Source organism: Bacillus sp. PSXD-155, assembly GCF_049310765.1.
In the GTDB taxonomy this organism is placed as follows: domain Bacteria; phylum Bacillota; class Bacilli; order Bacillales; family Bacillaceae_G; genus Bacillus_A; species Bacillus_A cereus.
Genome location: NZ_JBMOWC010000018.1, coordinates 1 through 20,599, shown reverse-complemented (window position 1 = coordinate 20,599; position 20,599 = coordinate 1). Strand labels below are relative to the sequence as shown.

Genomic DNA, 20,599 nt, shown 5'->3' with positions numbered 1-20,599 from the left:
TTCACCCCCTTTCTCAGAATGACCATACTTGCATATCGTTTAAATCGACTGCATAGTCTTCAAGATCACCGTCGAAATTGAGCGCATGTGTGAACGCAAAAAACCCGTCAGTTTTTCTTTTGACAGGGTCGATTTTTTTATATTCTTTTGAGCCATTTCCTAGTTCGTCCACATAAACATTCCCGCAATACCAACGCATAACAGGATCGTCGTGGAAAATAATATTATGATTTATGAATAGATGTTGGATTAATGGGTCTAACATAGCATGAATGTACTGCCCGCGCCTTACTATCTCAACTCTTTCGTTAAAACCAGCTTCTTCTAATAAAGGTTTCAAGATTACAGAACGGAATTTATCAATCGCGATACGCTTAATGTCGTATGTTTTCGATTTTTCTAAAAACCAATTGATAACACGTTTGGGCTCGATTTCTTTATCATAGACGATGGTGAAGAGTCCTTTTTCAACACCTATATCTATAATATCTTGATTAATATCCTGCATTTTCAATGCCTGATGCCATATAAAGGTATGGTGAATCCAATAACGCTTCCCTTGCCGTTTGAATAGCAAACCGACGCTGCAGAAATCGCGTAATTCTGCGTAATCTACACCACCAATACATTCATATTTGTGTAAATCATCAGGTAAAGGTTGATCTGTTGCAAGAAGATCCTCATAAGTAGCGATTTTATGTTGAAATAGCTGCTTCGGAATGTTCATCCGTTTTGTCATGAATTCAACATGCATAGGAATGTTGGTTTGACAATCGGCCCATTCTTCTTTCATCGTTTCGAATAATTCCATATTATCTCGAATAGAAGGATTGGCTTTTTCCCAGTTTGCAATATCTTCGACTTCTTCTTCGGAGTCTAATTTGCAGATGAAGGGGAATAACTTACTCCTTTCAACTTCGCCACTTAGAATCATTCGAGCCTTCTCTTTCATATCATCCAAAACGCCACCACGGACATATCCATCCGTTGTTAAATAGAAAGTTCGTCCATCTTTAACTTTACCCAAGGCTGAACGGAATACTTTAATCGACTTATAATCTTCATATTCATGAATTTCATCGAACCAAACTGATCCAGGACGTCGTCCATCTTTCGTTCTAGCATTAGAAGTATTGAATTTCATGTGAGATTTGTTTGTTTTATGTTTAATTAGTACCTTTGTAGCACTAAATGATTTCTTTAAAACCTTATTTGCAGGATTTTCTATTACTTCCTTCACGTCATCGAATGTAGTTTTTGCTTGTTCTTCAGATGTCGCGATCCATTCAATGTGATATCTATCTATACCAAACTGTTTAGATAGCATATAGAAGTTTAAATATCCGGCATATCCGTTTTTACCACCGCCACGTCCCATCAGTATTAATATTTGATTCCAAACAAGACGATTGGTGTCCTTATAACGAACGCCGAACACACAAGCGTTAACAAAACGTTGCCATGCGAATAATTCGAATGGAAAATATTTAGCTGGGATATTAACACTATCCTCAATAGCCTGAACATCAACATAAACATTTGGATCATCTAAAGTTTTTCGAACTAAGGTCATTAATTGTTTTTGTTCATTACAAGAACGGATAGATCCGCTTTCCACAGCATGCATGTACTCACTAATGAAAGGATGATATTTATAAGGAAGATTAGACTTCTGCATCATCGTCATCATCCTCACATACCGCCTTAAGTCCTAACTCGTTAAGAATCTTTAACATTTGCGTGTTAGTTTTATTCAACTCGTTAATGCTATCGTTTTTTTTCATAAATCCATTAGCGCCTAGTACAGATACACCGCGATCTTTTACATCAGCTATCAATCTGTTTTTTATATCCCAAAATGACATATAATCTTCTACTAAATCCATAAAATGAGCGTGTATGATACCGTTCGTGCCGAGTTGTTCATATAAATCATCTCTTATTTTATTTCTAAGCGTTTTTTCTCTGTTTTTTTGAAGTTTTGCAACCTTTTCCGAAACATTTTTTAGACCTTTTTCATTTATCATGTCTTCCCAATAACGGCTGCGCCATGATTTAACAGTGCTAACAGATACGCCATATTTATCCGCGATATCCTTGTATTTAACACCTTCTAAGAAATCTTTGAACGCTAATTTATATTTACTTTGTTTTCCGCTCACAATATCACCACCCCGCTTTTTCATTGGATTTTTTCGAAGATTAATTTTAAAAATGACACTTGTAAAGACGAGAATAATCATGTATAGTTTTACTTAGAAGGAAACAGTGGCGACGGTCCACTGATTACAAATACATATCGAAAATTTTAATCATCCCAGAGAAGGGATGGTATTTTTTTTGCCTTTTTTTCTATTCCCACGCGCGTAACGCGAAAATAAAAAGAGAAATCCCCCCTCGCGTTGCTCGGTCCCCCAGCAAAATTGTTTCTATATTTTACCCGGGGGGTATCTCAAAGGATTTGTATTAAATTATTTTATAGCTAAACCAAAGAATAGCTCAGCATATTCAATAACAATGTGAGCTTCTGTTAATTTCATATTTAGATATTGTTCTAGCCAATGTTCACGTAGACTTTTCTTTACAGTTTCAAGTGTAGCCTTCTCACATGCTCTTGGATTACATATGTGTCTTATCTGTTTGTATGTTGTGTAGATGTCAGTCTTGAATTGTTTATATAAAGAAGTATCAGCGATTGTACGATCATTAGGTTTCTTTCGTTCTATTTGTCTTATAATATTTAATTCATACGTGTTACTTTGTATCGTTAGGCTGTCCACACTTACCACTTCTCCTCATCTACTATCGTGCAACGCTTCTTCACTATGTTCTTCTCTTTGCTATGAATATAGTTATGGCAGCGAATGCATAGCGTTTCTAGGTTGCTTAGTATGTATGCTAAGTCTGGTCTATCACATAACTCCTTAATGTGATGGACGTTCCTACCCTTGCTATACTTACCTTTACGCTTGCATTCCTGGCATTCGTTATTATCTCGTTCTAACGCCTTAATCCTAATGTTCCTTCTCCAGTAAGGATGCTTATAGAATTTAATGATATTATCTTGTTCATATAGCTTATTAATCTCTTGTATTGTTAAAGGTTTCATAGTTACACCAGCCTTTATCTTTACGAAATAAAAAAAAGCACCTAATTGGTACTTTTATCAATAAACAAATTGAAATTATAGTAATTATCGTCCATTATTAGGTCTAATTTCTCTAAAACATTTATGGAGGAGCTAAAACTTTTAAGTATCGATTCTTCTTGATTATCAGTCAAATCTTCAATGTAACCTGGATTAAAAAATACATTCTCAGCATATTCTATAACTAAAAAACTCAAATGTTTTAACAACTCTTTAAGTGACAGTGACTCCAATTGATTGAAATATTCTTTATATTTCATTTCATCTTCTAAATGATAGGATAAAATAATATTTGTACCATTTTCTACTGGATACACATTTATATAAATTGATGGCATTTTCTCATCCGATTTATCGAAGTAAATATCGTTTATTTGTTTTTTATTTAAATCATATTGAACAGCAAATGATGAACAAACTGCAAAATCAACTTCAAAGTCTAGTTTGCGATGAATAGTTCTTAACCCATCAAAATTACCAGATAAATAGTGATTTCTAAAAATAGAGTAATCACGTTCACAATCCGACATAGCGAGTAAAGTTACTCTGTACCAATTAATAATTGTTGGATTGACCAATAAATATGGAAATTCTTTAAAAAGATTTTGAACACTCTTCAATTCACGCTGTTTCTTATGGAACTGTATGGCATGAGCTCTAAAAGCAAATAAAAAATTTTGAATCGGTTCATTATTGTATTCTTTTTGTTCAATAGGCAGGAATAGTTCAGTATCATGTACCTCACAAAAACCTAAAAAAGTACTGGCTTTATTTTTACTAATTTTTTTAAATTCAGTGTTTAAATCCTGTTTCTCTACATTACCTACAATTCTATAAACGTGTCCATCCTTACTTATTCTATTTAAAATACGGTTATTTTGAATAGAATGCGCTCCTTTTATTAGCTTATGACAAGTCTCTTTTTCAAAAGCCATACAAGTTTCAAAATCAGTACTTTCCCAAGATTTCGTCATAATATGATTGATTCTACTGTCCGAATAATCATATTCCTTCGGCTTAGATGCTTTTACTTTTGGATAACAACAAAACTTAAACTTTTTTTCCGAACCACATGGACATGGTTCATACGCCTCAATTTTCAGTTCTCCCATACCAGTAACAGTACTAAAAGTCATAAAAAGTCCCCTATTCCACATTACACAATCCGCTTAATATGATTATGAAATTTTATATTTTTATGTTCTTCATTACTCCTTATAGGATCTCAGTATCCCATAAGATAACTCTACCACCTATACCATAAAATGGACAAATTGAAAGTGATGTTTTTGGGGATTTTACGCAAAAATATTTCATGTTACCAATCAACCTAGCAATATTGCCAGACTCAATAAGAAACACAAATTATAATATTTATTGGTATTCCTTTTTATTAGTTAATGTTTTTGTGCTTTAATTACGGTAAATGAAGTGTTATTTTTCTTCTTCCAACTACCTAATTTTACTTTCTCTATTTGTCCGTCCTTTACCAAGTAATTGGAAGAAGAGCAAAAGCTCTCCTTAATAATGGTATCATTCAATTGTTACCACCTGCTGGTTTCGGATTTTATGTGTCATCATTATGAAATCGTTTAGACAACATATAGATTATAAAGGAACATTATAAGTTGTGTTTTCCGCCACTACTCACAATACAAATATATCATGTTAATTCCAAAACAACCGGCACATTTCCTGCCAAAAAGCGGTCACGACTCTGCCACTTATTTTATTCCTCTACATAACCTAATAATTCACCAGATCCTTTTAATTCAATTGAATCATTAGTTATGTTTTTAACCATAACAGTTCCCTTGAAATGGTTCTTATTACTAGTGAAAATAGATAATGCTAAATATTCTCTATTTCTTATTGCATTTCTAAATACCGAAACCTGTTCTGCCCCGTCAATATCAATGTTCCAATTAATATAATTCGATTCATGTACATATAGATACCCCTTATCGAATTTAATTTCTTCATCCAATCCTTTAACAGACAAGTTATAAATAATATACGTTTTCATGATATCACCTCCTTATTGTTTAATTTTAACAAATAACATTAGTATTTTAATAGTATTGACATACCCATATCTTATATTGTGTGTAACTGACCCCTTCGCTGAATCCCTTGGTATCATTGATTTCATTTAACTTTCTCTTTTGAGTTACACAGTACAAAAATTATGAGTAACTGTATAGAGATGCCACCAGCATTTTGCAAAATAACCTATGCTATGTGGAAAAATAAAATAAGCTGCCCATGTGGACAGCTTATTTACATAATTATCGAAAGCGGAAGTCAATGTATCTTGTTTATTTAACATTAGCACCCGTTTGTTTCACAAACAAAGACCATTTAATTTAAAAACTTATAAAAAATGGTTTCAATCACTACTACACAACTAGTTCTTTAATGGTGTTAAGTATCCCTTCTGAATAAGAACCTATGGTTAAACGTCCATGTCCATTTTTCGCCTCACTTGTAGCGTTCTCAAGTAAATAACCGAATTTTACAGCCTGTAACATTTTTAAGTCATTACCACTATCACCGAAGGCAATTGCATTTTGTCGGTCTATCTTAAATTTTGCTAATATATATCTCACAATCTCGTCTTTTCCAGTCCCTAAAGGGATAAAATCAATATCATATGCATTCTCTGGGTCTCCAGCCAAAGGATTACATTGATTGATGTTTATACTAATTTTAAAATCACTAGCAATTTGTCTAATATGGTTAAGGTTTAATTGATCGTCCTCTTCATTCTTGCAGAAATAGTAGTAATTGCTTTTGTATTTTGATGCACCCATCTGTGATTGGCTATCTAAAGCAATATTTTTAGAAGCTAACAAATCAATTATCTCTTTTATTTTATCGGGATGGTAATTGCCATTATCAAACCTGCTAAGCCATTCTTCATCAATTTCACCTTGTTTTAACTTGTTGAAATAATGAATTTCTGTTCCCAAATCACTTGCAATAAAATGAGGAAGATACTGAAATCCACCCCTCTTCATTTTTTCAAGAACAGCCTCAATGTTACTACCCGTTACCAAGCCAAAAAGTAAACCAGAAACCCTACTTTTTTCTACGATAGTCTGTTCTAATGCTTGTATTTGACTTTTTCGTTCAGCGGTTAATTGGTGAGGAAAGTACGTTTCATCAAAATCACTAAATACAATGTATTTAGGATTTGGTATTTCTGGTAAAGTTCTAAAAAGATTGTAGTCCATAGAGTAACCTCCATAAATTCTTCTCTCATTCACCTTCATCTTACCACAAATATCCAATTACTTGTATAACTAAACTGCCAGTTAATTGAACAAGAAACAATGTATACCATATACATGCTCGGTTAACATAACGTATCATTATCGGTAGCAAGGAAAAGGAAGGAAACTGTACTCTCACCAAGAAACCTTCTTTTTTGTTCTATGGATCTATGCATTTTTTTATACATTCCTATCCTAGCGCGGTTTTAGGGTTCTTGTTTGTTACTAGAACTGTATAAGATCTTGCTTACTCTTAGCGTGAGTTTTTCCAAAATGCTACAATACCCCTAGATTTAAAAAGAAATAAGCGGTGATTAGATTTTAAACCTACTCATTGCTTTATCCATTGCATCTTGGTTAACACCTATATAACGTAATGTGACCTTCTCTGACGAATGATTGAATATCTCCATGAGTAATGCTATGTTTTTCGTTTGCATGTACATATGATACCCGTACGTCTTTCTTAACGTATGTGTTCCTATCTCATCTAATCCAAACTCTGCTGCTGCTCCACTGAGTATCTTATATGCCATGCTACGACCAATAGGACGATTCTTTCCTTGTCTACTTTGCAATAGATACTCATTGTCTTCTCTTTCTTCAATAAACCATTTAAGTTCTCTTTTCAGCACTGCAGTAATTTGTATTCTTTTCTGCTTTCCTGTTTTCTTTTCCCTCATGGATATATGACTACCTTTGACATCTTCTACCTTCAGTTTCAAAATATCTGAGATTCTAAGACCTGTATTAATACCCATAATGAAGAGAATGTAATTACGTAAGCTCTTTTCTTTAAAATAATCTTTTAGCTGCTGTATTTCTTCTGAATCACGTATTGGCTGAACAAAATTCATTATTCATTACCTCCAGTCTCTTCTGTCTCGTAAACTTCTAATCCGAGTGCAAAAGCAAGCTTATAAAACGCTTTAGACTTCCAACGTCGATAAGTACGCTCTGACATTCCAATTTCGTTATAAACCATGTAATCACATACATCCTCTTCTTCTAAATAACGTTTATAAATGATATCCCTTTGGATGATTCCTGCACGCCCATTTCCTAATCGATTTAGAAATTGATTAATACGTAATGACATTATTGCTAACCATTCTTCTCGTTTACTTTGTTGGATATTTGCTATAGCAACATCTTCTAACGGCTTACCAACTGTATGTGTAGGACCGTGCTCGCGTATTTCATAAGAAGGAGTGACTTTCATTTCTTTACGCATCATCCCGAATTGTCTATGTATACGTACGCTTTCCAACACACCTTCTAATTTCTCTTGTGTCGCTATTCTATCAATTTTTGGTAAGAAAGATAATTGTTTAGTCATGTAAGACCACTCCTTTTTATTTTTAGATTACTTTTGTCTTATTGCTCCACGTCTTCGTTCATAACAAGGTCTATGCATCCCCATTAAATCCTCAATTTCACGAGTGCTAAATTTCTCTTTTCGTTTTTTCTTCTTTTTCTTTTTTGCTTGATTCGATTGCTTTTTCCATTCACGTAACTGATCCTTTAACCCCTTCATTTCCCCATCTCCATTTTCAAAATAAAAAGGACACCTATTCCTAAAACAGCTTTTATTGCTGCTTTAATGAATTGGTGTCCTCTAGTTTTCTAGCCGGACTATATTTGTTTGCTTTTAGCTTTCTTGCTTCCCTTATAAAATCCATATCTATGATCAACTTCTGAAATCAAAATTACAAGTACCATAATAATTCCAGCTTGTATGAAGCTTTTCGCATTACTAAAGGTCACAAACATGATGATTAAGTAAAGAGCCAAATACATTCCGAAAAACTGTTTACCATTCATTTTCTATCCCTCCAGTACTGTTATTTTATTATTCCAGCTTTCACAAAAATATTTCTCCAAGCGTTATCAACTTGATATTTTTCTACTGCCTTTGTGCGACGAGCAATTGCTTTTCTAATTTTTCTTTAAATCAGTCATTCTCCTAACCTCACTTTCTATTCAAAGGATTATTTTATTAAAATCTTCACGAGCGATAACTTTGAAATCTTAGATCCAAATGAACCTCTAGACGAATACACCATATACTAATTTATATACGTTCTAGGAAAGCAGGTGTATACTATGCCTTCTGTCGTTGGAAATCTTGTCGTTCAAAACAGTAATGGTGCTTTTAATTTAGGGGATTTTTATAACGTATCTCCAAAAGAGAATACAAAATCTTATAATGGTTCAGGGGCATCAAATGTTTCTTTTGTTGTTAATACCTTTAACGGTGTTAGTGCAACGAATACATTTGATTCTGATGTTGCTGATCAAGACCAAGTTGTATCAAGTTAAAATTATTTATTTCCCTCTCCCCCTTGAATAAAACTCGATATTCCGTCAATACTGTGCATAGGCGATAGCCAAAACTCATATTAATGAACCCCTATCAGCAGTAGTTCCCTGACCTGAGCAGTTAGCTTTTTCTAGCTGCTCTTTTAATTACACATTTTTGTCTTAACACTCATATAATATTGAGAATTAAAAAATCATCTCATGTTTAAAGGAAAAGTATTCTTTTTCATTACTCCACTCCCTCTTTAAATAACACTGTTTAAATAAGGTTTTTAAAGAGGGAATACATTAAAAAAATCTTGGTTACACTGTAAACAGGCTCGTGAATAGCCAAATTTACTAATACCCACTCTATGTCTATTACCTTGGGCCGAGCAATTAGCAAAAGCTAATTGCTCTTTTATATTGAGTTAATAATAAAATTTAGTCTTATTCCTTTTCTACATCATATACTTTTAACCTAACCATCCAGCTCAAAGTGTTACCTCCTATCTTAAAGAGCACTGATGCATGGTGCTCTTTTTTAGTTTCCTTATTTCTATAAAATGAAATTTTTGTTTTATTTTTCAATTCAAATATCCTTCTCATCAATGTATGGAGAATATCATTTCTTCTTTAAGTATCCTTATGAACAAAATTTATAACCTTTACTCCACTTGGATCTATATTAAAAGTAATAGTTTCTATGCCATTCGGAGGGTTATGAGCTCCTATATAAGTTTTATATTGAACTGTAACAATAAAATTAAAGTTTTCTTTTGGGAACCGTTCAATTTTTATAATTTTTGTGTCCGTTAAACTATACTGACGATCTGGTCCAAGCTTCCTTCTGATAACTTGACTTGCATATGGTGCTAATAAAGTATTATAAGAATTATAAAACTCTTGATCATCAATATTAAACGCTTTGGTATCTAACGGATTTAAAAATGAAATTGCCATTATAATTCCAAAAAACAAACTAATCACTTTACTTTTCAACATATACTCATCCTTAATTAATTTAGATATCTGTTAACCTCCCCAGCATAAGAGATGACTATTCTTCATCCTTATCTAACTTCTTTTTAATCAAATAGCGTTTTTATTGAAAAATCACTTTTATTCATTTTCTATATGGTATAATCTGTATTATTTACTTTTCGAGAAGGGATAACGCAATGAGAGAATACTTTGGTTTCATTTCAATGTTTTTAACTGCATTCTTATTTTTCAATCTGTATTTTGTCGGTCCTGTTTTAATTTTGATACCTATCTCAATTATTTTAGCTATTTTGGCTCCGAAAGGTACAGCCAAAACATTTGCTTTTATTAGTTTAATAATTTTAGGCATTGTCTTCGCTTGCATATACATTCTCCTCTCTATGATTGGTTCGGGATTAGCTGAAACTCATCTCAGATAATCCCTTTACGATTTTATCTAAATCCATTCACTAATCTCAGACTTTGACATACAATAATAGTGCCTTTCTATATAATGTGAGTTCGTCACTGTCGTTATAATGAGGCATAAGGAGCGCTCTCGATTAGCGCTCTTTTTATTTAAATAAAGATTTCATTTTTAAATTACACCTATCTAAAAAACATACATATAATATCTTGGGTGTTCTTTTTCAACATTAGTTTTGGTCAGAGAGCACTTTTAAAGGTGCTCTTTTAATTTATTTAGATGTATCACGTTTTACATACAATAAACATAAAATGCAAAGAGCAGACAAGACATAGTTTTATATAATCGTGTACATTTTTTGTACGCGATTTTTTAATTAAATAAGGCTTTTATTTAACTTTTATTCATTTTTTTGTTTATTTTGAATACATTACTATTAAATCAAGCAATGCAAAGGTTTCTCTAACCCAGTTCCCTTGTATTCCTTGAACTCCTTGTACACAGGACCTGTTATAACTAACAGGTTCTTTAATTTTTGTCATTATACAATAACTATTTTATTAAGTTCTTTAACTCTTCTATGTCGATAACATACACCTCAAAAGCACCCTTACTTTTATCACAAAACAGGTAACCTGATTCCAAATCCAAGTACGACATTTCTTCTGGCATTCTAGGATAATATCGACAATAGAGATTATCATGTACGACTTCTGAAGTAATCTCGCTCATTACCTTTAGGTATTCTTGCTCTGAAAATATATCTTCTAAGATGTAACAGAACTCCTTAGTACACTCTTTAGCGAAACTCTCCTTACTTTCATAGAGCGACTTCTTACCAACGAATTGTGTATATGAACTTCCATCTGTAAATGCGCAAATATCCATCTTCCATTCCCCTTTTCGATTAAAATAACGCTTTTGTTTAGTTTTCTTTATATTCAATTTTGCTAGCATCTAACGTTTCAATATTTTCAATTGAACCAAAGCTAGGATGCTCATTTATTCCTTTTAGCCATTCTGTAACTACCTTATTAATTTGTTCTTGAAGCTTCTCCCCTTCTTCCATCGGTACACCTGAAAGCCAAGATTCTGCAACTTCTCCACATTCATCGGTTGCCCGTTCATACAATTCGTCCAACAACACATCTGCATTGATCCATGGCGCATACTGTTTGAATTGCCCAATTTGGAATTCATTATCAACTGCCGCTCTATCCGCTACCATTCTATCTGTCCAATCTTTTAAAGCTGCTTGAATAGCTTCTTCTTTTGTTTCATAGTTATCACTTGTCCAAATCTCATTATTACTATCAAGGTTGTACATCCATTTCATGTCTCTCATTCCCCTTTTCTTATAAAATTCAAATTTGGTCTGACTTTAATAAATCTGAACCTACATTTTTTCTCTGTGCTGATTTAAGATAGTCTCTAATGCAATTGCTGTTCCCTCATTCGCAATCCATTGACCACGATAGTAACCTGATAAACCTAAATCTCCAGCATCATACGCTTTGTCAGATCCCTTTCTGTTTTCTAGCGCTGATTGTTGCAATTTATTTATATATTCCTTGATTACTTCCTTCATTATCTCCAGCTCCTTTTTTAATTCCTTCAGTTTCTCACAATCGATTTCTCGAATCGTACTGAGGCATTTTCCCCAGTTCTATCTCTCTCCTAATCAAGCGCCAAAAATTCTGCCCTAGTACGATCTGAAAAAGTTATCATAATCTTCTGAATTCCATTGCCATGCTCTTCTATCGCAGCATTCCAAGCTTCAACTTCCGTTTTAGCATCAAAACAATCCATTTTTTGTCGTTCCTCTTTATCGTAAAAATGTACTTCAAAGCTTAGATTCAAAAACTTCTCACTGGTGCTTATAGCGTTGTAGTAGAAACTTCCCATTAAATCATCAATCGTTAATTGCTTCATAATCGCATCCCCAGTTATTTAATTTTTTCCGTATACGTAGTTGATACCCGATCAACCTTCCCACTTTGCCACGTAATGATTTGTTCCCCAAACCCTGTTGCTGGAGGATTCAGCGGAGTAACTTCACCATTTTTGACCACGTAAATTTTATTATCTGTAACATCAATTTCAACTTTCGTAGGCTTCATACGACTGAAATCCCCCTTTTTCTTGTTAACTTACTTTTTGTTGTTGATTCCGCTGCAACTCTTGTTTCATTGATTCAAATTTGATTAACCATGCTTGCCAACGCTTATCGTTTTCTTCTTGTTGCTGGATCGCTACTTCACAATTACAGCCTTCCGTTAGAGCTACACCTGGATAAGTTTCTTTACGAATAATTCCTGTATCATGACATAATACACACATGCTTATTCCTCCTTATTAGAATCTTTTCCCACTCAAACCTACTATTTTGGTATAATCTCCCTTGAAGGGAGGGAAATTTAATGAAAGATATTGTATTTACTTTAGAATTTGATGATGATTCCGCTAACTCACGTGCCAACGATTATTTAGCAAAAGGTTGGACTTTATTACATGTTGGCACGAAAGTAATTGATCTCTACAATGAGCAAACATACTACAACACCGCCTATGTTGTAGGTGCTAATCAAGACCAATATGATGCGTATAAAAAAGAGTTAGAAGAAGATCAATTCGAATTATTTTAAGACTTTTTGAACGTATTATGAATTACGCTTTTGTAAAGCTCTTCATCAGCTAGATGAAGGGCCTTATTTACCTCCACATAACTTAATTCACTTTTTAAGCATTCTTCTTTAATGTTCACCAATAAATTCTCCGTATCTTTTTTAAGGTCTTCTCTTCTAGCATTTGTCGGCATTCCATCCGTTAATTGAATTTTTTTCATTTTTTATTCCTCCTTATTAGAAACCTAAATTTGCAAGCCTTTGATCAGCTGTTGTAAATTTCAATACCTTTGAATCACCTAATAAACGACTAACTGTTTTAGCATCGTATTTATTAAAGAGTTGTTTTCCAGTAAAGTTTGTTGTGGTAAATGTACTCATTCCTTGTCTAGCGTTTGATACCGCATATAAAAGGCGTTGAATGAAATCCGATGCCTGTCTATTCGAATCAGTTGACCCGCTTTCTGCGCCAAGATCATCTAACACAACAAAATCAGCTTGTCCAATTAATTGAACGAAATATTGAAGTGTATATTTACTGCTCTTATCATCAAAAGAATCCATAATCATTCTTGTTATTGCTTCTAATTCAACGTACAAGCAACTTTTCATAAGATGATAATTTTCTTCTTTTTGACTGATATCCCAAAAATATTGATTTAATTCATGAAGCATGCTGTATGCTAGGAAACTTTTTGCCGTCCCTTGATTTCCTGTAAATACAACTTTTCTAATTTCTACGTTCTTTAAATCCTCCAAGGTTTCTTCTACAGCTTTCTTGTGACTAATCGTTTCATCACATCCGGTTCTGTAATCAGATAATCTTGAAAGAGGAATTTTCTTATTTGTAATAACACTAGCCTTTTCCAGCATGTTGAATTTCTGTAAACGGCTAATCTTCTTATAATGAGCGTTAGCTTGTTCTTCCAAAACTTTATCGTTTTGCTCAACTACACATCTTGGGCAAACAGGTTTTCCTTGATAAATAATCATTTGAATTGGCTTAATGATTGTTTGTCCACCTATTACATAGGAGTGATTCATACATTGATCAGAATGGTAATTCACCTTCGATTCCAGGGATTCCGCCAATTTTTTCATTGGTGTTGCCATTTCTATTCGCTCCTTTTTTACCTTTGTTCTTAAACTCTATTTCTGCTGCATTAACATCAGCTAAAGTACGAATGTTTTTATTAACCCACTGTTTTAAAATCCCCTCAGCATAATTCCATTTCTTCTGCTGTTTCAAAGCACGCTCCATAGCTGCTTGTACAAGTTCTTCGCTTGTATCGTTTACCCATTGCGAAATACTTTCGGCTATGAATGAATTTAAAATACCGAAATTATTTTCGTAGAAAGAGAAGATGCTACCACTACTTTGTATATTAGTATTTTGTTTATTAGTACTTAGTTCTTTAGTACTTAGTAGCTTGGGATTTTCCATAAATGGAACTTCCATTTGTGATTTTTCCACAAGTGGATTTTCCATATCTGGATTCTCCACTTGTGGAACTTCATAAATAATTGTCTCCCAGTTAGTAATCTTTCCCTTTTCGTTTTTTACAGGAAACCTTCTAACATAACCGAATTTTTTTAGTTCTTTTATTCCTACTCTTAAACTATCAATTCCATCTTTCGCATGAGTAGATATTTCCTCCATGTAAAACACCCAATCATCTGGTAACGATAAAATGTAAGCCAATATTCCTTTTGCTTTCCAACTTAAACGTTCATCTCGAAGACCTGTATTATTAATGGTTGTGTAATTTTTACTTTTACTAACTCGAAATGTTGCCATTTATTTACCTCCTTGTACAAACCGCCACATATACTTGTCCACTTTTGATAATTCGTTGAATTTCATAATGCGGATAACCAGCCTTGAAATACTGTTCAACCATTTGCTTTAATTCATCCCTGCTCTTTGCTAAGTTCCAAAACTTATTAGGTAATAGCACTTGATATTCAGTTAGACGCACCTACTATTTCCCTACTTTTCGTGATATACTTATAACAACTGTTTTTTCTTAAAGGACCCACTGCCATGGGTCTTTTTATTTTGTTTTACGTCACTCCAAGCCCACTGTTTTATTGGTTCATAAGTAATGTAAAGTAACAATGCGCTGCACGCGATAAACATTGCGAATATAACTAACGATGTTGTATCTTCCACTAAATCACCTCCTTTTGTGTTTCAAGCCAAGCTTCTAAATCCTTTTGTAGGAAAAGTAATTTGCGCCCTTCCCTAATCACTGGAAACTGTGGATGACTTGCTAATTCATACATTCTACAAACAGCGATATTAAGATATTCTGCTGCTTCTTTCACCCTCATTACTTTGTTTGGTTGTGATTGTTGTTGGAACTGCGCTAAAGCAGCTTGTATCTCCTCTCGAACAACTTCGCGGATTGATTCTTTAATGATTTGATCTAATCCCATTTCTTTTTTCTCCTTCCAAAATTATATTAACGATGGATAATCATACTAACCTTGGCCGTCATGCTTTTATGTATGATATCTCTTCATTGAAATCTTTCTGTAAAATGTTGCAATAACTGTATACTGCAAACGCTGATTTTACGTCTCTCCAAGTTGCTGCGAAAAGTTTCTTTCCACCATCATGAACAAATTAATTCCCTTCCATAAAAACAAACTCATTTACTGGATGTTGCAAAACTTGTAATTGGCTCATTTTTTTCACCCTTTAGTTTCATCCAATGAAACTTCATATTCAAAATTTTTTTCCTGTTCATTAAATAGAATGTCGGTTTCTTTACCTAAAACATTTGATATTTTTACAGCTACATCATAATAAACTCTTAGATTATAATTTATAATTTTATAGCAGTAAGACTTTGATATACCAACCATATTAGCTAATTCATGATATTTAAGACCAGAATCTTCAAAAGCTTTTTGAAGTGCCGTTAGTTGTTTTTGATTTTGCATCTGATCACTCCCTTCTGATGCTTACAAACTCATTATAAGTTTCATAACGTGAAACTTCAAGTATTTTTAACAAAAAAATTTCAGAGAAGGAAACTTTTTTTACTCTTTACGTTTCTTGCTAGGAAACTTTATAATGTAATTAACGTAATTTACGATATATCGTAAAAAGGGGAGTATTTAAATATGGAAATGAAGGATAGAATTAAACAAATTCGAATAGATAACAAAATGAATCAAGAACAATTCGGAAAAGAAGTGGATTTAACTAAAGGGACTGTTTCAAAGTTTGAAAATGGAAAAGCATTCCCAAGTCGTGAAACCATAGAAAAGATAGCGAAGAGATTTAATGTACCTGTAAATTATTTGTACGGAGAAAATAAAGATGACGACTCTAGTGATGATAAATATAAAAAATTCAAAGAAATCATGGAATGGCTAGAACCGCTGCCAAAGGATAAAGAAGATATGGCGTTAGAACAAATGTTAGCTATCGCTCAAGCTCTTAGCAAACACCATAATAAAACAGAAAAATAGCCCCTTAATTAGGAATGGCTATTTTTTTAATTTCTGCTATATATTCTTCTAATTGATCTGGTGCATATTCTTTCACAGTATCTAAAAATAGGATTACAATTTCCTCTTTCGTCATCCTTAATTCTCCCCTTACATCCTGTTTTATATATTAACCGTCTTAAAGTGGAAAGTTTTTGTCGTTTCAGTCAAAATATTTCCATTCCCTATAAAGCAGAAATGACACTATCAATTTGATAGTGTCATTTCTAATATTATATTAATTACCCGCCTCCTGGGCCTGGATCAATCATATATAAAGTTGTTTTTTGTTCTTTAGCACTTTGCACCTTATCTTTTTCTGTCACCTGAAAAGCTGTGATAGAAAGACAAGCTACAGTAGCAATAGTGAAAACTATTTTCAAAAGCTTATTTTTCAAGCGTTTCACCACCCTTTTTGTATAATTCAATTATAGCATTTCAATGCTGTCTTTGGTAGGAATATATAGAAATAATCACCTGATTTAGAAAAACTTTCTATAGACATTTCTAGGTATTTCTTCCCTTCTTCTCCTCCGACCGCAAGCCCCATATAGTACAATTGAAAACTACTAAGATATCCATTTGTATTTTGTAAAGCTTGTAAAATTTTAATCGCTTTTTGATTTTCACCTAGCTTTACATATAAGAATGCTTTTTCAGCATCATCTAGATTTTCTGGGTTAATGGTATGTAAATCTTTTTCATGATATATTCTTAAAAATAATAGTGTATTAAGTACTTTTTCTCTTCTTACTTCTAATTTTTTATTCACTGGAACACCAATTATATTTAATGATTTCTCCATGTACTCTTTAGCATTTTGATAATCAGAGAAAACATAACTTTCTCCAATTTTGCAATATGCTACTGCCTTTGTGCTGACATAGCAATTACTTTGATCATTTATTATTTCAAAACATAATTCACGTGATTCGTCTAAATTATTTTCGTGAAGTGCAACGAAAACTTCCATTTCTTTTATTCTTAATAAAAGAGAATCTCTTAAGGTATGACATTTAATTCCCAAGATGTCCGGTAATAATTGCTGAATATGTTCATTGACCATCTTATAATTACCTAAATCAAAAAAAGAGTAAATTGTATTTAAAACAGATATTATTACCAGCTCGTTATCTGAGTATTTTTGATTTTTTCTCATTTTATCAACTTTCTCAAAGAACCTCTTAGGAGTAGTTGTATTTTCACTTCTTTCTCTTAATGTTTTGTATAATGGAACCAAATTTAAATTTATCCTTACAGTTTTTGAATTGCCTTTTTTCTTTTCTTCTTCGCTTTTATTTTTATTAGTTTTAAAACTCATTATTCGTTGAATTACTAGGTCTTGAAGATCATATTCTCCAAACATATCTAACACTTCTAATGCTAATTTCAAATTTTTATGTGATAGTGTAGGTATACACTCTTTGATGCATTCCCTTCTAAAATCAATATTTTTAGGCTTATATAGCTTCAGCGCATCAACCAAGTGCATAAAATCAAATTTACCTTGCTTCTTAAAATAACTATTTACTGTTGTATGCGTTACTTTAAAACGTGTTGCCAATTTACGATTTGTATAACCATTTGATTTTAGACACTCCTGCATGTCATTTAAATCCAATAAAACTTGCACAATCCTTGTCCTCCTTATGGACAAAAAAGACAACGTTACCCTAGATGTCTTATATTTACAGGAAAACGTGCCATTATATCTAGGTTATGTGTTATAATTATGTTTGAGACTTATGACAAGTGTTTTCCCTAGCGCGTTTAGGGAGGACGGTGTAAGGGTGTTGCGAGCACCACTTGCACAGTCGTAGGTCTTTTTCACGTCCGTTTATTTTATTATTTTCATAATATCACATTTTTTCCAAAATTCAGTCGTGTAGTTATCTGATTCTTATTGAGAAAGTTTTAAAATCGTTATATATCAACGTTTCTCAAGGGAGCCTAACGGCTCTTTTTTCTACAATAAAAAAAGAGCCGTTAAGCTCCACCTATGTACTATATGCCTGTTCCAGGGTCTAAACTTATATCCCATCCACCGCCTCCTGGATCAGAAATCATTTTCCACCCTGTACCAGGTTCTTGATTGTGTTTCCAACCACCACCCGGTTCATTATGCCACCCTACACCAGGATTAGTTACTTTATGTCCGCCTGGATCATTTGTGAATTTTCTCATAGTCTTACATCCCCCTTTATCTAATTCTATTAATATTTTACTATTATTTAACATTGGATGACAATCATATCCTTTAACTGAATTTGTTTATATATGGTAGAATATATCCATCGCTGATATGTCCAAACATGTAATTTTCATAGCAGCAAAATTACAACTAGACTTATACAACATGATTCAAAACAAATGAAGGAGTGTTTTAAGTGAAAGGACATATTCGAAAAAGAGGAAATAAGTATTGTATTGTTATTGATATCGGGCCTGATCCAGAGACAGGAAAAAGAAGACAGAAGTGGTTTTCTGGGTATAAGACAAAAAAAGAAGCACAGGCTGATGTGGCAAAGAAAATTACAGAGTTGAATGAAGGAACTTTTATAGAGCCATCTAAAGTTACGCTAAAAGATTACCTAAATCATTGGCTAGAAATTAAAAGTATGAGCATAGAAAAGAGTACCTTTGCTGGCTATAGGGCATTTATCAACCAACATGTTATACCTAGTATAGGAATGGTCGCGCTCCATAAATTAAATGTTATGCACATTCAAAAATGCTATAAGAAAGCGATAGATAAAGGGATTGCAAACAATTCTATTCTGCTTATGCATAGAATTTTAAAGAGCGCTTTAAACCTAGCCGTAAAACAAAATATTATCTCTCGAAATCCAGCAGATTTTGCTGAGATACCTAAAAAAGAAAAAACCCCTATCCAGACTTGGACAGAGGAAGAAGTAAAAAAGTTTTTAGCTCATTCACAAGAATCACGATATCACATTGGGTATCTACTTGCAATAACTACAGGTATGCGTCTGGGAGAAGTTCTAGGTTTACGATGGCAGGACATTGATTTTGAAAAACATACTGTTACAATAAATCAAACATCTGGTCATGACAATAAAATCAAAACAACTGCAAAAACAAATTCATCAAAACGCACAATTCCTGTACCTAATGAAACAATAGCAGCCTTAAAAAAACATAAAATTTTAATCAATAAAGAGAAATTAAGGTTTGGTTCTGCTTATCTAGATCAAGATTTAATAAATTGTAATGAGTTTGGAAGAATCATAAAAAGAGCACATTTCAGAAAAAGCTTCATTAGAATGACACACAAAGTAGGTATAAAAGAAATTAAATTCCATGATTTAAGACATACACACGCAACTCTACTATTGAAACAAGGGGTTAACCCTAAAATCATCAGTGAGCGATTAGGTCATACAGATATTTCAATGACATTAAGTGTCTATTCTCATGTTTTACCGAATATGCAGGAAGAAGCAGTTAAAAACTTCGGTAAAAGTATCTTTGGATAACCTATGTTTGCAAAATGTTTGCATTTTATCAAAAAAAGTCAAGCAAACGTTGTCATATCAAGGTTTGCTTGACCTATCATCTTATATTCTTGATAAAATCTCCGAATTCCTATTGAAATATTTAATAATGGAGCGTTCTCACCACCGCGGGTTATGCATTCGAATCGATATACATAGGAGAAAAAATCTTGTGTTTTTTCATCTTTTATCGGCCCTGACATCGCCTCACAAATATTTTGTGATCTAAGAGGGGAAAAATAGATTTCTTCTGCATTTGTATTTTCTAAATATATAGGACGCTCACAAAAAATATGTGAGATTAAAGCGGGCACCCACTTAGAATACGTTTCATTATCATGTAGTATTGGCAAATTAGAAATCAAATCGGATTGCCATTCATATTTTGGTGGTTCTACTAATCTATTTGGTTTCCAATCATGAATAATTTCATACCAACTTTGAAAAATATAATCGAGCTGCTCTTGTCTAATAGGTTCTTTCGATACAATCCATGGTGTATTTTCATTTAATACGTACGGGTTATGCTGAATAAACAATATATCCGAAAACATATCATACAATCTTTCATTCAAACGTTTCAACTTACTCGTTAATAAAAATGTCTTATAATGTATCTCTACGATGTCCAGCCATTCAATAGGAAAGTATATAAATGATACCTTTTCATTTAAAAGGGGTTCTACTATATTTTCAAATGTTAGCAGCCTTAATTTTTTCATAAAATGATTCCTTCCTTTCTTCAGTTGTCTTGATTATCAAAAAGCTAGAACAATAGTTACTTAATCTAATCCATTTAAACCAAGTATTTAAAAGAAACGTAA

The 20,599-nt window shown here is 33.0% G+C and carries 35 protein-coding genes and 1 pseudogene; 4 read left to right on the top strand and 32 right to left on the bottom strand.

What is annotated here, in order from left to right:
* Positions 1 to 13: 13 nt before the first annotated feature.
* The 12 genes from ACO6VI_RS19610 to ACO6VI_RS19555 form a co-directional block, all read right to left on the bottom strand.
* Entirely contained in the window at positions 14 to 1,690 is a 1,677-nt protein-coding gene (locus ACO6VI_RS19610) for a terminase TerL endonuclease subunit (protein WP_098887048.1), read from the bottom strand.
* Complete coding sequence (locus ACO6VI_RS19605; protein ID WP_000015466.1) at positions 1,665 to 2,162, bottom strand: P27 family phage terminase small subunit; 498 nt, start codon at positions 2,160 to 2,162, stop codon at positions 1,665 to 1,667. The genes ACO6VI_RS19610 and ACO6VI_RS19605 overlap by 26 nt, the downstream gene beginning before the upstream one ends.
* A gap of 309 nt (positions 2,163 to 2,471) precedes the next feature.
* The gene (locus ACO6VI_RS19600; protein WP_176544587.1) at positions 2,472 to 2,780 is read right to left on the bottom strand and encodes a hypothetical protein; all 309 of its coding nucleotides are present in this window, start codon (positions 2,778 to 2,780) and stop codon (positions 2,472 to 2,474) included.
* Positions 2,781 to 2,782: 2 nt separating this feature from the next.
* The gene (locus ACO6VI_RS19595; protein WP_098834290.1) at positions 2,783 to 3,109 is read right to left on the bottom strand and encodes an HNH endonuclease; all 327 of its coding nucleotides are present in this window, start codon (positions 3,107 to 3,109) and stop codon (positions 2,783 to 2,785) included.
* Between the two features lie 41 nt (positions 3,110 to 3,150).
* Positions 3,151 to 4,284, bottom strand: a complete 1,134-nt coding sequence (locus tag ACO6VI_RS19590; protein ID WP_422423883.1) for an SEC-C domain-containing protein — start codon at positions 4,282 to 4,284, stop codon at positions 3,151 to 3,153.
* 593 nt (positions 4,285 to 4,877) lie between these two features.
* Complete coding sequence (locus ACO6VI_RS19585; RefSeq protein ID WP_098834292.1) at positions 4,878 to 5,174, bottom strand: hypothetical protein; 297 nt, start codon at positions 5,172 to 5,174, stop codon at positions 4,878 to 4,880.
* 373 nt (positions 5,175 to 5,547) lie between these two features.
* Positions 5,548 to 6,384, bottom strand: coding sequence for an HAD-IIB family hydrolase (locus ACO6VI_RS19580; protein WP_088338339.1), 837 nt, complete (start codon positions 6,382 to 6,384; stop codon positions 5,548 to 5,550).
* 353 nt (positions 6,385 to 6,737) lie between these two features.
* Positions 6,738 to 7,280 carry a site-specific integrase gene (locus ACO6VI_RS19575; RefSeq protein ID WP_422423881.1) on the bottom strand — a complete coding sequence of 181 codons (543 nt, stop codon included), beginning with the start codon at positions 7,278 to 7,280 and terminating at the stop codon, positions 6,738 to 6,740.
* On the bottom strand, positions 7,280 to 7,762 hold the full coding sequence (locus ACO6VI_RS19570; RefSeq protein ID WP_088065331.1) for an ArpU family phage packaging/lysis transcriptional regulator: 483 nt from the start codon (positions 7,760 to 7,762) through the stop codon (positions 7,280 to 7,282). The genes ACO6VI_RS19575 and ACO6VI_RS19570 overlap by 1 nt, the downstream gene beginning before the upstream one ends.
* A gap of 27 nt (positions 7,763 to 7,789) precedes the next feature.
* On the bottom strand, positions 7,790 to 7,960 hold the full coding sequence (locus ACO6VI_RS19565) for a hypothetical protein (RefSeq protein ID WP_000677276.1): 171 nt from the start codon (positions 7,958 to 7,960) through the stop codon (positions 7,790 to 7,792).
* Positions 7,961 to 8,058: 98 nt separating this feature from the next.
* Positions 8,059 to 8,247 (bottom strand): hypothetical protein, encoded by a 189-nt coding sequence (locus ACO6VI_RS19560; RefSeq protein WP_078400816.1) that lies wholly within the window; start codon positions 8,245 to 8,247, stop codon positions 8,059 to 8,061.
* Positions 8,248 to 8,267: 20 nt separating this feature from the next.
* The gene (locus ACO6VI_RS19555) at positions 8,268 to 8,366 is read right to left on the bottom strand and encodes a DUF3983 domain-containing protein (RefSeq protein ID WP_098394420.1); all 99 of its coding nucleotides are present in this window, start codon (positions 8,364 to 8,366) and stop codon (positions 8,268 to 8,270) included.
* Between the two features lie 163 nt (positions 8,367 to 8,529).
* Here ACO6VI_RS19555 and gerPF point away from each other — a divergent pair, with 163 nt between their 5' ends.
* Positions 8,530 to 8,745: a spore germination protein GerPF gene (gerPF, locus tag ACO6VI_RS19550; RefSeq protein ID WP_061884034.1), complete on the top strand. Its 216-nt coding sequence runs from the start codon at positions 8,530 to 8,532 to the stop codon at positions 8,743 to 8,745.
* Between the two features lie 615 nt (positions 8,746 to 9,360).
* Here gerPF and ACO6VI_RS19545 read toward each other — a convergent pair.
* The 8 genes from ACO6VI_RS19545 to ACO6VI_RS19510 form a co-directional block, all read right to left on the bottom strand.
* The gene (locus ACO6VI_RS19545; RefSeq protein WP_422423878.1) at positions 9,361 to 9,729 is read right to left on the bottom strand and encodes a DUF3888 domain-containing protein; all 369 of its coding nucleotides are present in this window, start codon (positions 9,727 to 9,729) and stop codon (positions 9,361 to 9,363) included.
* 151 nt (positions 9,730 to 9,880) lie between these two features.
* Positions 9,881 to 10,093, bottom strand: a complete 213-nt coding sequence (locus ACO6VI_RS19540; protein ID WP_141544207.1) for a hypothetical protein — start codon at positions 10,091 to 10,093, stop codon at positions 9,881 to 9,883.
* A 594-nt stretch (positions 10,094 to 10,687) separates the two neighbouring features.
* The gene (locus ACO6VI_RS19535) at positions 10,688 to 11,023 is read right to left on the bottom strand and encodes a hypothetical protein (protein ID WP_422423876.1); all 336 of its coding nucleotides are present in this window, start codon (positions 11,021 to 11,023) and stop codon (positions 10,688 to 10,690) included.
* Between the two features lie 37 nt (positions 11,024 to 11,060).
* Entirely contained in the window at positions 11,061 to 11,471 is a 411-nt protein-coding gene (locus ACO6VI_RS19530; protein ID WP_422423875.1) for a hypothetical protein, read from the bottom strand.
* Between the two features lie 60 nt (positions 11,472 to 11,531).
* Complete coding sequence (locus ACO6VI_RS19525; RefSeq protein WP_422423873.1) at positions 11,532 to 11,723, bottom strand: glyoxalase; 192 nt, start codon at positions 11,721 to 11,723, stop codon at positions 11,532 to 11,534.
* Positions 11,724 to 11,812: 89 nt separating this feature from the next.
* Positions 11,813 to 12,067, bottom strand: coding sequence for a hypothetical protein (locus ACO6VI_RS19520; RefSeq protein WP_422423871.1), 255 nt, complete (start codon positions 12,065 to 12,067; stop codon positions 11,813 to 11,815).
* 14 nt (positions 12,068 to 12,081) lie between these two features.
* Positions 12,082 to 12,255 carry a DUF3954 domain-containing protein gene (locus tag ACO6VI_RS19515; protein ID WP_086410650.1) on the bottom strand — a complete coding sequence of 58 codons (174 nt, stop codon included), beginning with the start codon at positions 12,253 to 12,255 and terminating at the stop codon, positions 12,082 to 12,084.
* Positions 12,256 to 12,280: 25 nt separating this feature from the next.
* On the bottom strand, positions 12,281 to 12,475 hold the full coding sequence (locus tag ACO6VI_RS19510) for a hypothetical protein (protein WP_097966240.1): 195 nt from the start codon (positions 12,473 to 12,475) through the stop codon (positions 12,281 to 12,283).
* Between the two features lie 80 nt (positions 12,476 to 12,555).
* Here ACO6VI_RS19510 and ACO6VI_RS19505 point away from each other — a divergent pair, with 80 nt between their 5' ends.
* Positions 12,556 to 12,780, top strand: a complete 225-nt coding sequence (locus tag ACO6VI_RS19505; protein ID WP_000652092.1) for a hypothetical protein — start codon at positions 12,556 to 12,558, stop codon at positions 12,778 to 12,780.
* Here ACO6VI_RS19505 and ACO6VI_RS19500 read toward each other — a convergent pair.
* The 8 genes and pseudogenes from ACO6VI_RS19500 to ACO6VI_RS19465 form a co-directional block, all read right to left on the bottom strand.
* Positions 12,777 to 12,980 (bottom strand): hypothetical protein, encoded by a 204-nt coding sequence (locus ACO6VI_RS19500; protein WP_422423869.1) that lies wholly within the window; start codon positions 12,978 to 12,980, stop codon positions 12,777 to 12,779. The two genes, ACO6VI_RS19505 and ACO6VI_RS19500, sit on opposite strands and share 4 nt — an antisense overlap.
* A 16-nt stretch (positions 12,981 to 12,996) precedes the next feature.
* Positions 12,997 to 13,872, bottom strand: coding sequence for an ATP-binding protein (locus ACO6VI_RS19495; protein WP_422423867.1), 876 nt, complete (start codon positions 13,870 to 13,872; stop codon positions 12,997 to 12,999).
* Positions 13,811 to 14,557, bottom strand: a complete 747-nt coding sequence (locus tag ACO6VI_RS19490) for a DnaD domain protein (RefSeq protein WP_422423865.1) — start codon at positions 14,555 to 14,557, stop codon at positions 13,811 to 13,813. The genes ACO6VI_RS19495 and ACO6VI_RS19490 overlap by 62 nt, the downstream gene beginning before the upstream one ends.
* Before the next feature lie 4 nt (positions 14,558 to 14,561).
* The gene (locus tag ACO6VI_RS19485; RefSeq protein ID WP_422423863.1) at positions 14,562 to 14,738 is read right to left on the bottom strand and encodes a hypothetical protein; all 177 of its coding nucleotides are present in this window, start codon (positions 14,736 to 14,738) and stop codon (positions 14,562 to 14,564) included.
* 29 nt (positions 14,739 to 14,767) lie between these two features.
* Positions 14,768 to 14,932: a hypothetical protein gene (locus tag ACO6VI_RS19480; RefSeq protein ID WP_000390298.1), complete on the bottom strand. Its 165-nt coding sequence runs from the start codon at positions 14,930 to 14,932 to the stop codon at positions 14,768 to 14,770.
* Complete coding sequence (locus ACO6VI_RS19475; protein ID WP_000522024.1) at positions 14,932 to 15,198, bottom strand: helix-turn-helix domain-containing protein; 267 nt, start codon at positions 15,196 to 15,198, stop codon at positions 14,932 to 14,934. Before ACO6VI_RS19475 ends, ACO6VI_RS19480 begins: the two co-directional genes overlap by 1 nt.
* A gap of 58 nt (positions 15,199 to 15,256) precedes the next feature.
* Positions 15,257 to 15,358: pseudogene (locus ACO6VI_RS19470) on the bottom strand (hypothetical protein); the annotation flags it as partial.
* A gap of 98 nt (positions 15,359 to 15,456) precedes the next feature.
* Positions 15,457 to 15,708: a helix-turn-helix domain-containing protein gene (locus ACO6VI_RS19465; protein WP_422423861.1), complete on the bottom strand. Its 252-nt coding sequence runs from the start codon at positions 15,706 to 15,708 to the stop codon at positions 15,457 to 15,459.
* 183 nt (positions 15,709 to 15,891) lie between these two features.
* On the opposite strand from ACO6VI_RS19465, the gene ACO6VI_RS19460 reads away from it, so the two are divergent.
* Positions 15,892 to 16,242 carry a helix-turn-helix transcriptional regulator gene (locus tag ACO6VI_RS19460; RefSeq protein ID WP_000425256.1) on the top strand — a complete coding sequence of 117 codons (351 nt, stop codon included), beginning with the start codon at positions 15,892 to 15,894 and terminating at the stop codon, positions 16,240 to 16,242.
* A gap of 260 nt (positions 16,243 to 16,502) precedes the next feature.
* Here the strand turns inward: ACO6VI_RS19460 and ACO6VI_RS19455 are convergent, their stop codons facing one another.
* From ACO6VI_RS19455 to ACO6VI_RS19445, 3 genes are all read right to left on the bottom strand, one after another.
* Positions 16,503 to 16,658, bottom strand: coding sequence for a hypothetical protein (locus ACO6VI_RS19455; protein WP_000791664.1), 156 nt, complete (start codon positions 16,656 to 16,658; stop codon positions 16,503 to 16,505).
* Positions 16,659 to 16,684: 26 nt separating this feature from the next.
* Complete coding sequence (locus ACO6VI_RS19450) at positions 16,685 to 17,893, bottom strand: AimR family lysis-lysogeny pheromone receptor (RefSeq protein WP_422423858.1); 1,209 nt, start codon at positions 17,891 to 17,893, stop codon at positions 16,685 to 16,687.
* A gap of 371 nt (positions 17,894 to 18,264) precedes the next feature.
* A complete protein-coding gene (locus ACO6VI_RS19445) occupies positions 18,265 to 18,444 on the bottom strand; it encodes a hypothetical protein (RefSeq protein ID WP_318160694.1) in 180 nt (59 codons plus the stop codon).
* A gap of 203 nt (positions 18,445 to 18,647) precedes the next feature.
* Here ACO6VI_RS19445 and ACO6VI_RS19440 point away from each other — a divergent pair, with 203 nt between their 5' ends.
* Positions 18,648 to 19,757, top strand: a complete 1,110-nt coding sequence (locus tag ACO6VI_RS19440; RefSeq protein WP_422423857.1) for a tyrosine-type recombinase/integrase — start codon at positions 18,648 to 18,650, stop codon at positions 19,755 to 19,757.
* A 38-nt stretch (positions 19,758 to 19,795) separates the two neighbouring features.
* On the opposite strand, the gene ACO6VI_RS19435 is transcribed toward ACO6VI_RS19440, so the two are convergent.
* Positions 19,796 to 20,497: a pPIWI_RE module domain-containing protein gene (locus tag ACO6VI_RS19435; protein WP_422423855.1), complete on the bottom strand. Its 702-nt coding sequence runs from the start codon at positions 20,495 to 20,497 to the stop codon at positions 19,796 to 19,798.
* Positions 20,498 to 20,599: the final 102 nt, after the last annotated feature.

Bases quoted from the DNA above. Each gene is read 5' to 3' on its own strand.
- ACO6VI_RS19570 (WP_088065331.1), bottom strand. From the start codon at position 7,762: ATGACTAAACAATTATCTTTCTTACCAAAAATTGATAGAATAGCGACA.
- ACO6VI_RS19585 (WP_098834292.1), bottom strand. From the start codon at position 5,174: ATGAAAACGTATATTATTTATAACTTGTCTGTTAAAGGATTGGATGAA.
- ACO6VI_RS19545 (WP_422423878.1), bottom strand. From the start codon at position 9,729: ATGTTGAAAAGTAAAGTGATTAGTTTGTTTTTTGGAATTATAATGGCA.
- ACO6VI_RS19445 (WP_318160694.1), bottom strand. From the start codon at position 18,444: ATGAGAAAATTCACAAATGATCCAGGCGGACATAAAGTAACTAATCCT.
- ACO6VI_RS19465 (WP_422423861.1), bottom strand. From the start codon at position 15,708: ATGCAAAATCAAAAACAACTAACGGCACTTCAAAAAGCTTTTGAAGAT.
- ACO6VI_RS19590 (WP_422423883.1), bottom strand. From the start codon at position 4,284: ATGACTTTTAGTACTGTTACTGGTATGGGAGAACTGAAAATTGAGGCG.
- ACO6VI_RS19435 (WP_422423855.1), bottom strand. From the start codon at position 20,497: ATGAAAAAATTAAGGCTGCTAACATTTGAAAATATAGTAGAACCCCTT.
- ACO6VI_RS19535 (WP_422423876.1), bottom strand. From the start codon at position 11,023: ATGGATATTTGCGCATTTACAGATGGAAGTTCATATACACAATTCGTT.
- ACO6VI_RS19565 (WP_000677276.1), bottom strand. From the start codon at position 7,960: ATGAAGGGGTTAAAGGATCAGTTACGTGAATGGAAAAAGCAATCGAAT.
- ACO6VI_RS19540 (WP_141544207.1), bottom strand. From the start codon at position 10,093: ATGCAAGCGAAGACAATGCCTAAAATTATTAAACTAATAAAAGCAAAT.
- ACO6VI_RS19505 (WP_000652092.1), top strand. From the start codon at position 12,556: ATGAAAGATATTGTATTTACTTTAGAATTTGATGATGATTCCGCTAAC.
- ACO6VI_RS19560 (WP_078400816.1), bottom strand. From the start codon at position 8,247: ATGAATGGTAAACAGTTTTTCGGAATGTATTTGGCTCTTTACTTAATC.
- ACO6VI_RS19490 (WP_422423865.1), bottom strand. From the start codon at position 14,557: ATGGCAACATTTCGAGTTAGTAAAAGTAAAAATTACACAACCATTAAT.
- ACO6VI_RS19460 (WP_000425256.1), top strand. From the start codon at position 15,892: ATGGAAATGAAGGATAGAATTAAACAAATTCGAATAGATAACAAAATG.
- ACO6VI_RS19520 (WP_422423871.1), bottom strand. From the start codon at position 12,067: ATGAAGCAATTAACGATTGATGATTTAATGGGAAGTTTCTACTACAAC.
- ACO6VI_RS19495 (WP_422423867.1), bottom strand. From the start codon at position 13,872: ATGGCAACACCAATGAAAAAATTGGCGGAATCCCTGGAATCGAAGGTG.
- ACO6VI_RS19610 (WP_098887048.1), bottom strand. From the start codon at position 1,690: ATGATGACGATGATGCAGAAGTCTAATCTTCCTTATAAATATCATCCT.
- gerPF (WP_061884034.1), top strand. From the start codon at position 8,530: ATGCCTTCTGTCGTTGGAAATCTTGTCGTTCAAAACAGTAATGGTGCT.
- ACO6VI_RS19510 (WP_097966240.1), bottom strand. From the start codon at position 12,475: ATGTGTGTATTATGTCATGATACAGGAATTATTCGTAAAGAAACTTAT.
- ACO6VI_RS19500 (WP_422423869.1), bottom strand. From the start codon at position 12,980: ATGAAAAAAATTCAATTAACGGATGGAATGCCGACAAATGCTAGAAGA.
- ACO6VI_RS19595 (WP_098834290.1), bottom strand. From the start codon at position 3,109: ATGAAACCTTTAACAATACAAGAGATTAATAAGCTATATGAACAAGAT.
- ACO6VI_RS19575 (WP_422423881.1), bottom strand. From the start codon at position 7,280: ATGAATTTTGTTCAGCCAATACGTGATTCAGAAGAAATACAGCAGCTA.
- ACO6VI_RS19580 (WP_088338339.1), bottom strand. From the start codon at position 6,384: ATGGACTACAATCTTTTTAGAACTTTACCAGAAATACCAAATCCTAAA.
- ACO6VI_RS19475 (WP_000522024.1), bottom strand. From the start codon at position 15,198: ATGGGATTAGATCAAATCATTAAAGAATCAATCCGCGAAGTTGTTCGA.
- ACO6VI_RS19515 (WP_086410650.1), bottom strand. From the start codon at position 12,255: ATGAAGCCTACGAAAGTTGAAATTGATGTTACAGATAATAAAATTTAC.
- ACO6VI_RS19530 (WP_422423875.1), bottom strand. From the start codon at position 11,471: ATGAAATGGATGTACAACCTTGATAGTAATAATGAGATTTGGACAAGT.
- ACO6VI_RS19525 (WP_422423873.1), bottom strand. From the start codon at position 11,723: ATGAAGGAAGTAATCAAGGAATATATAAATAAATTGCAACAATCAGCG.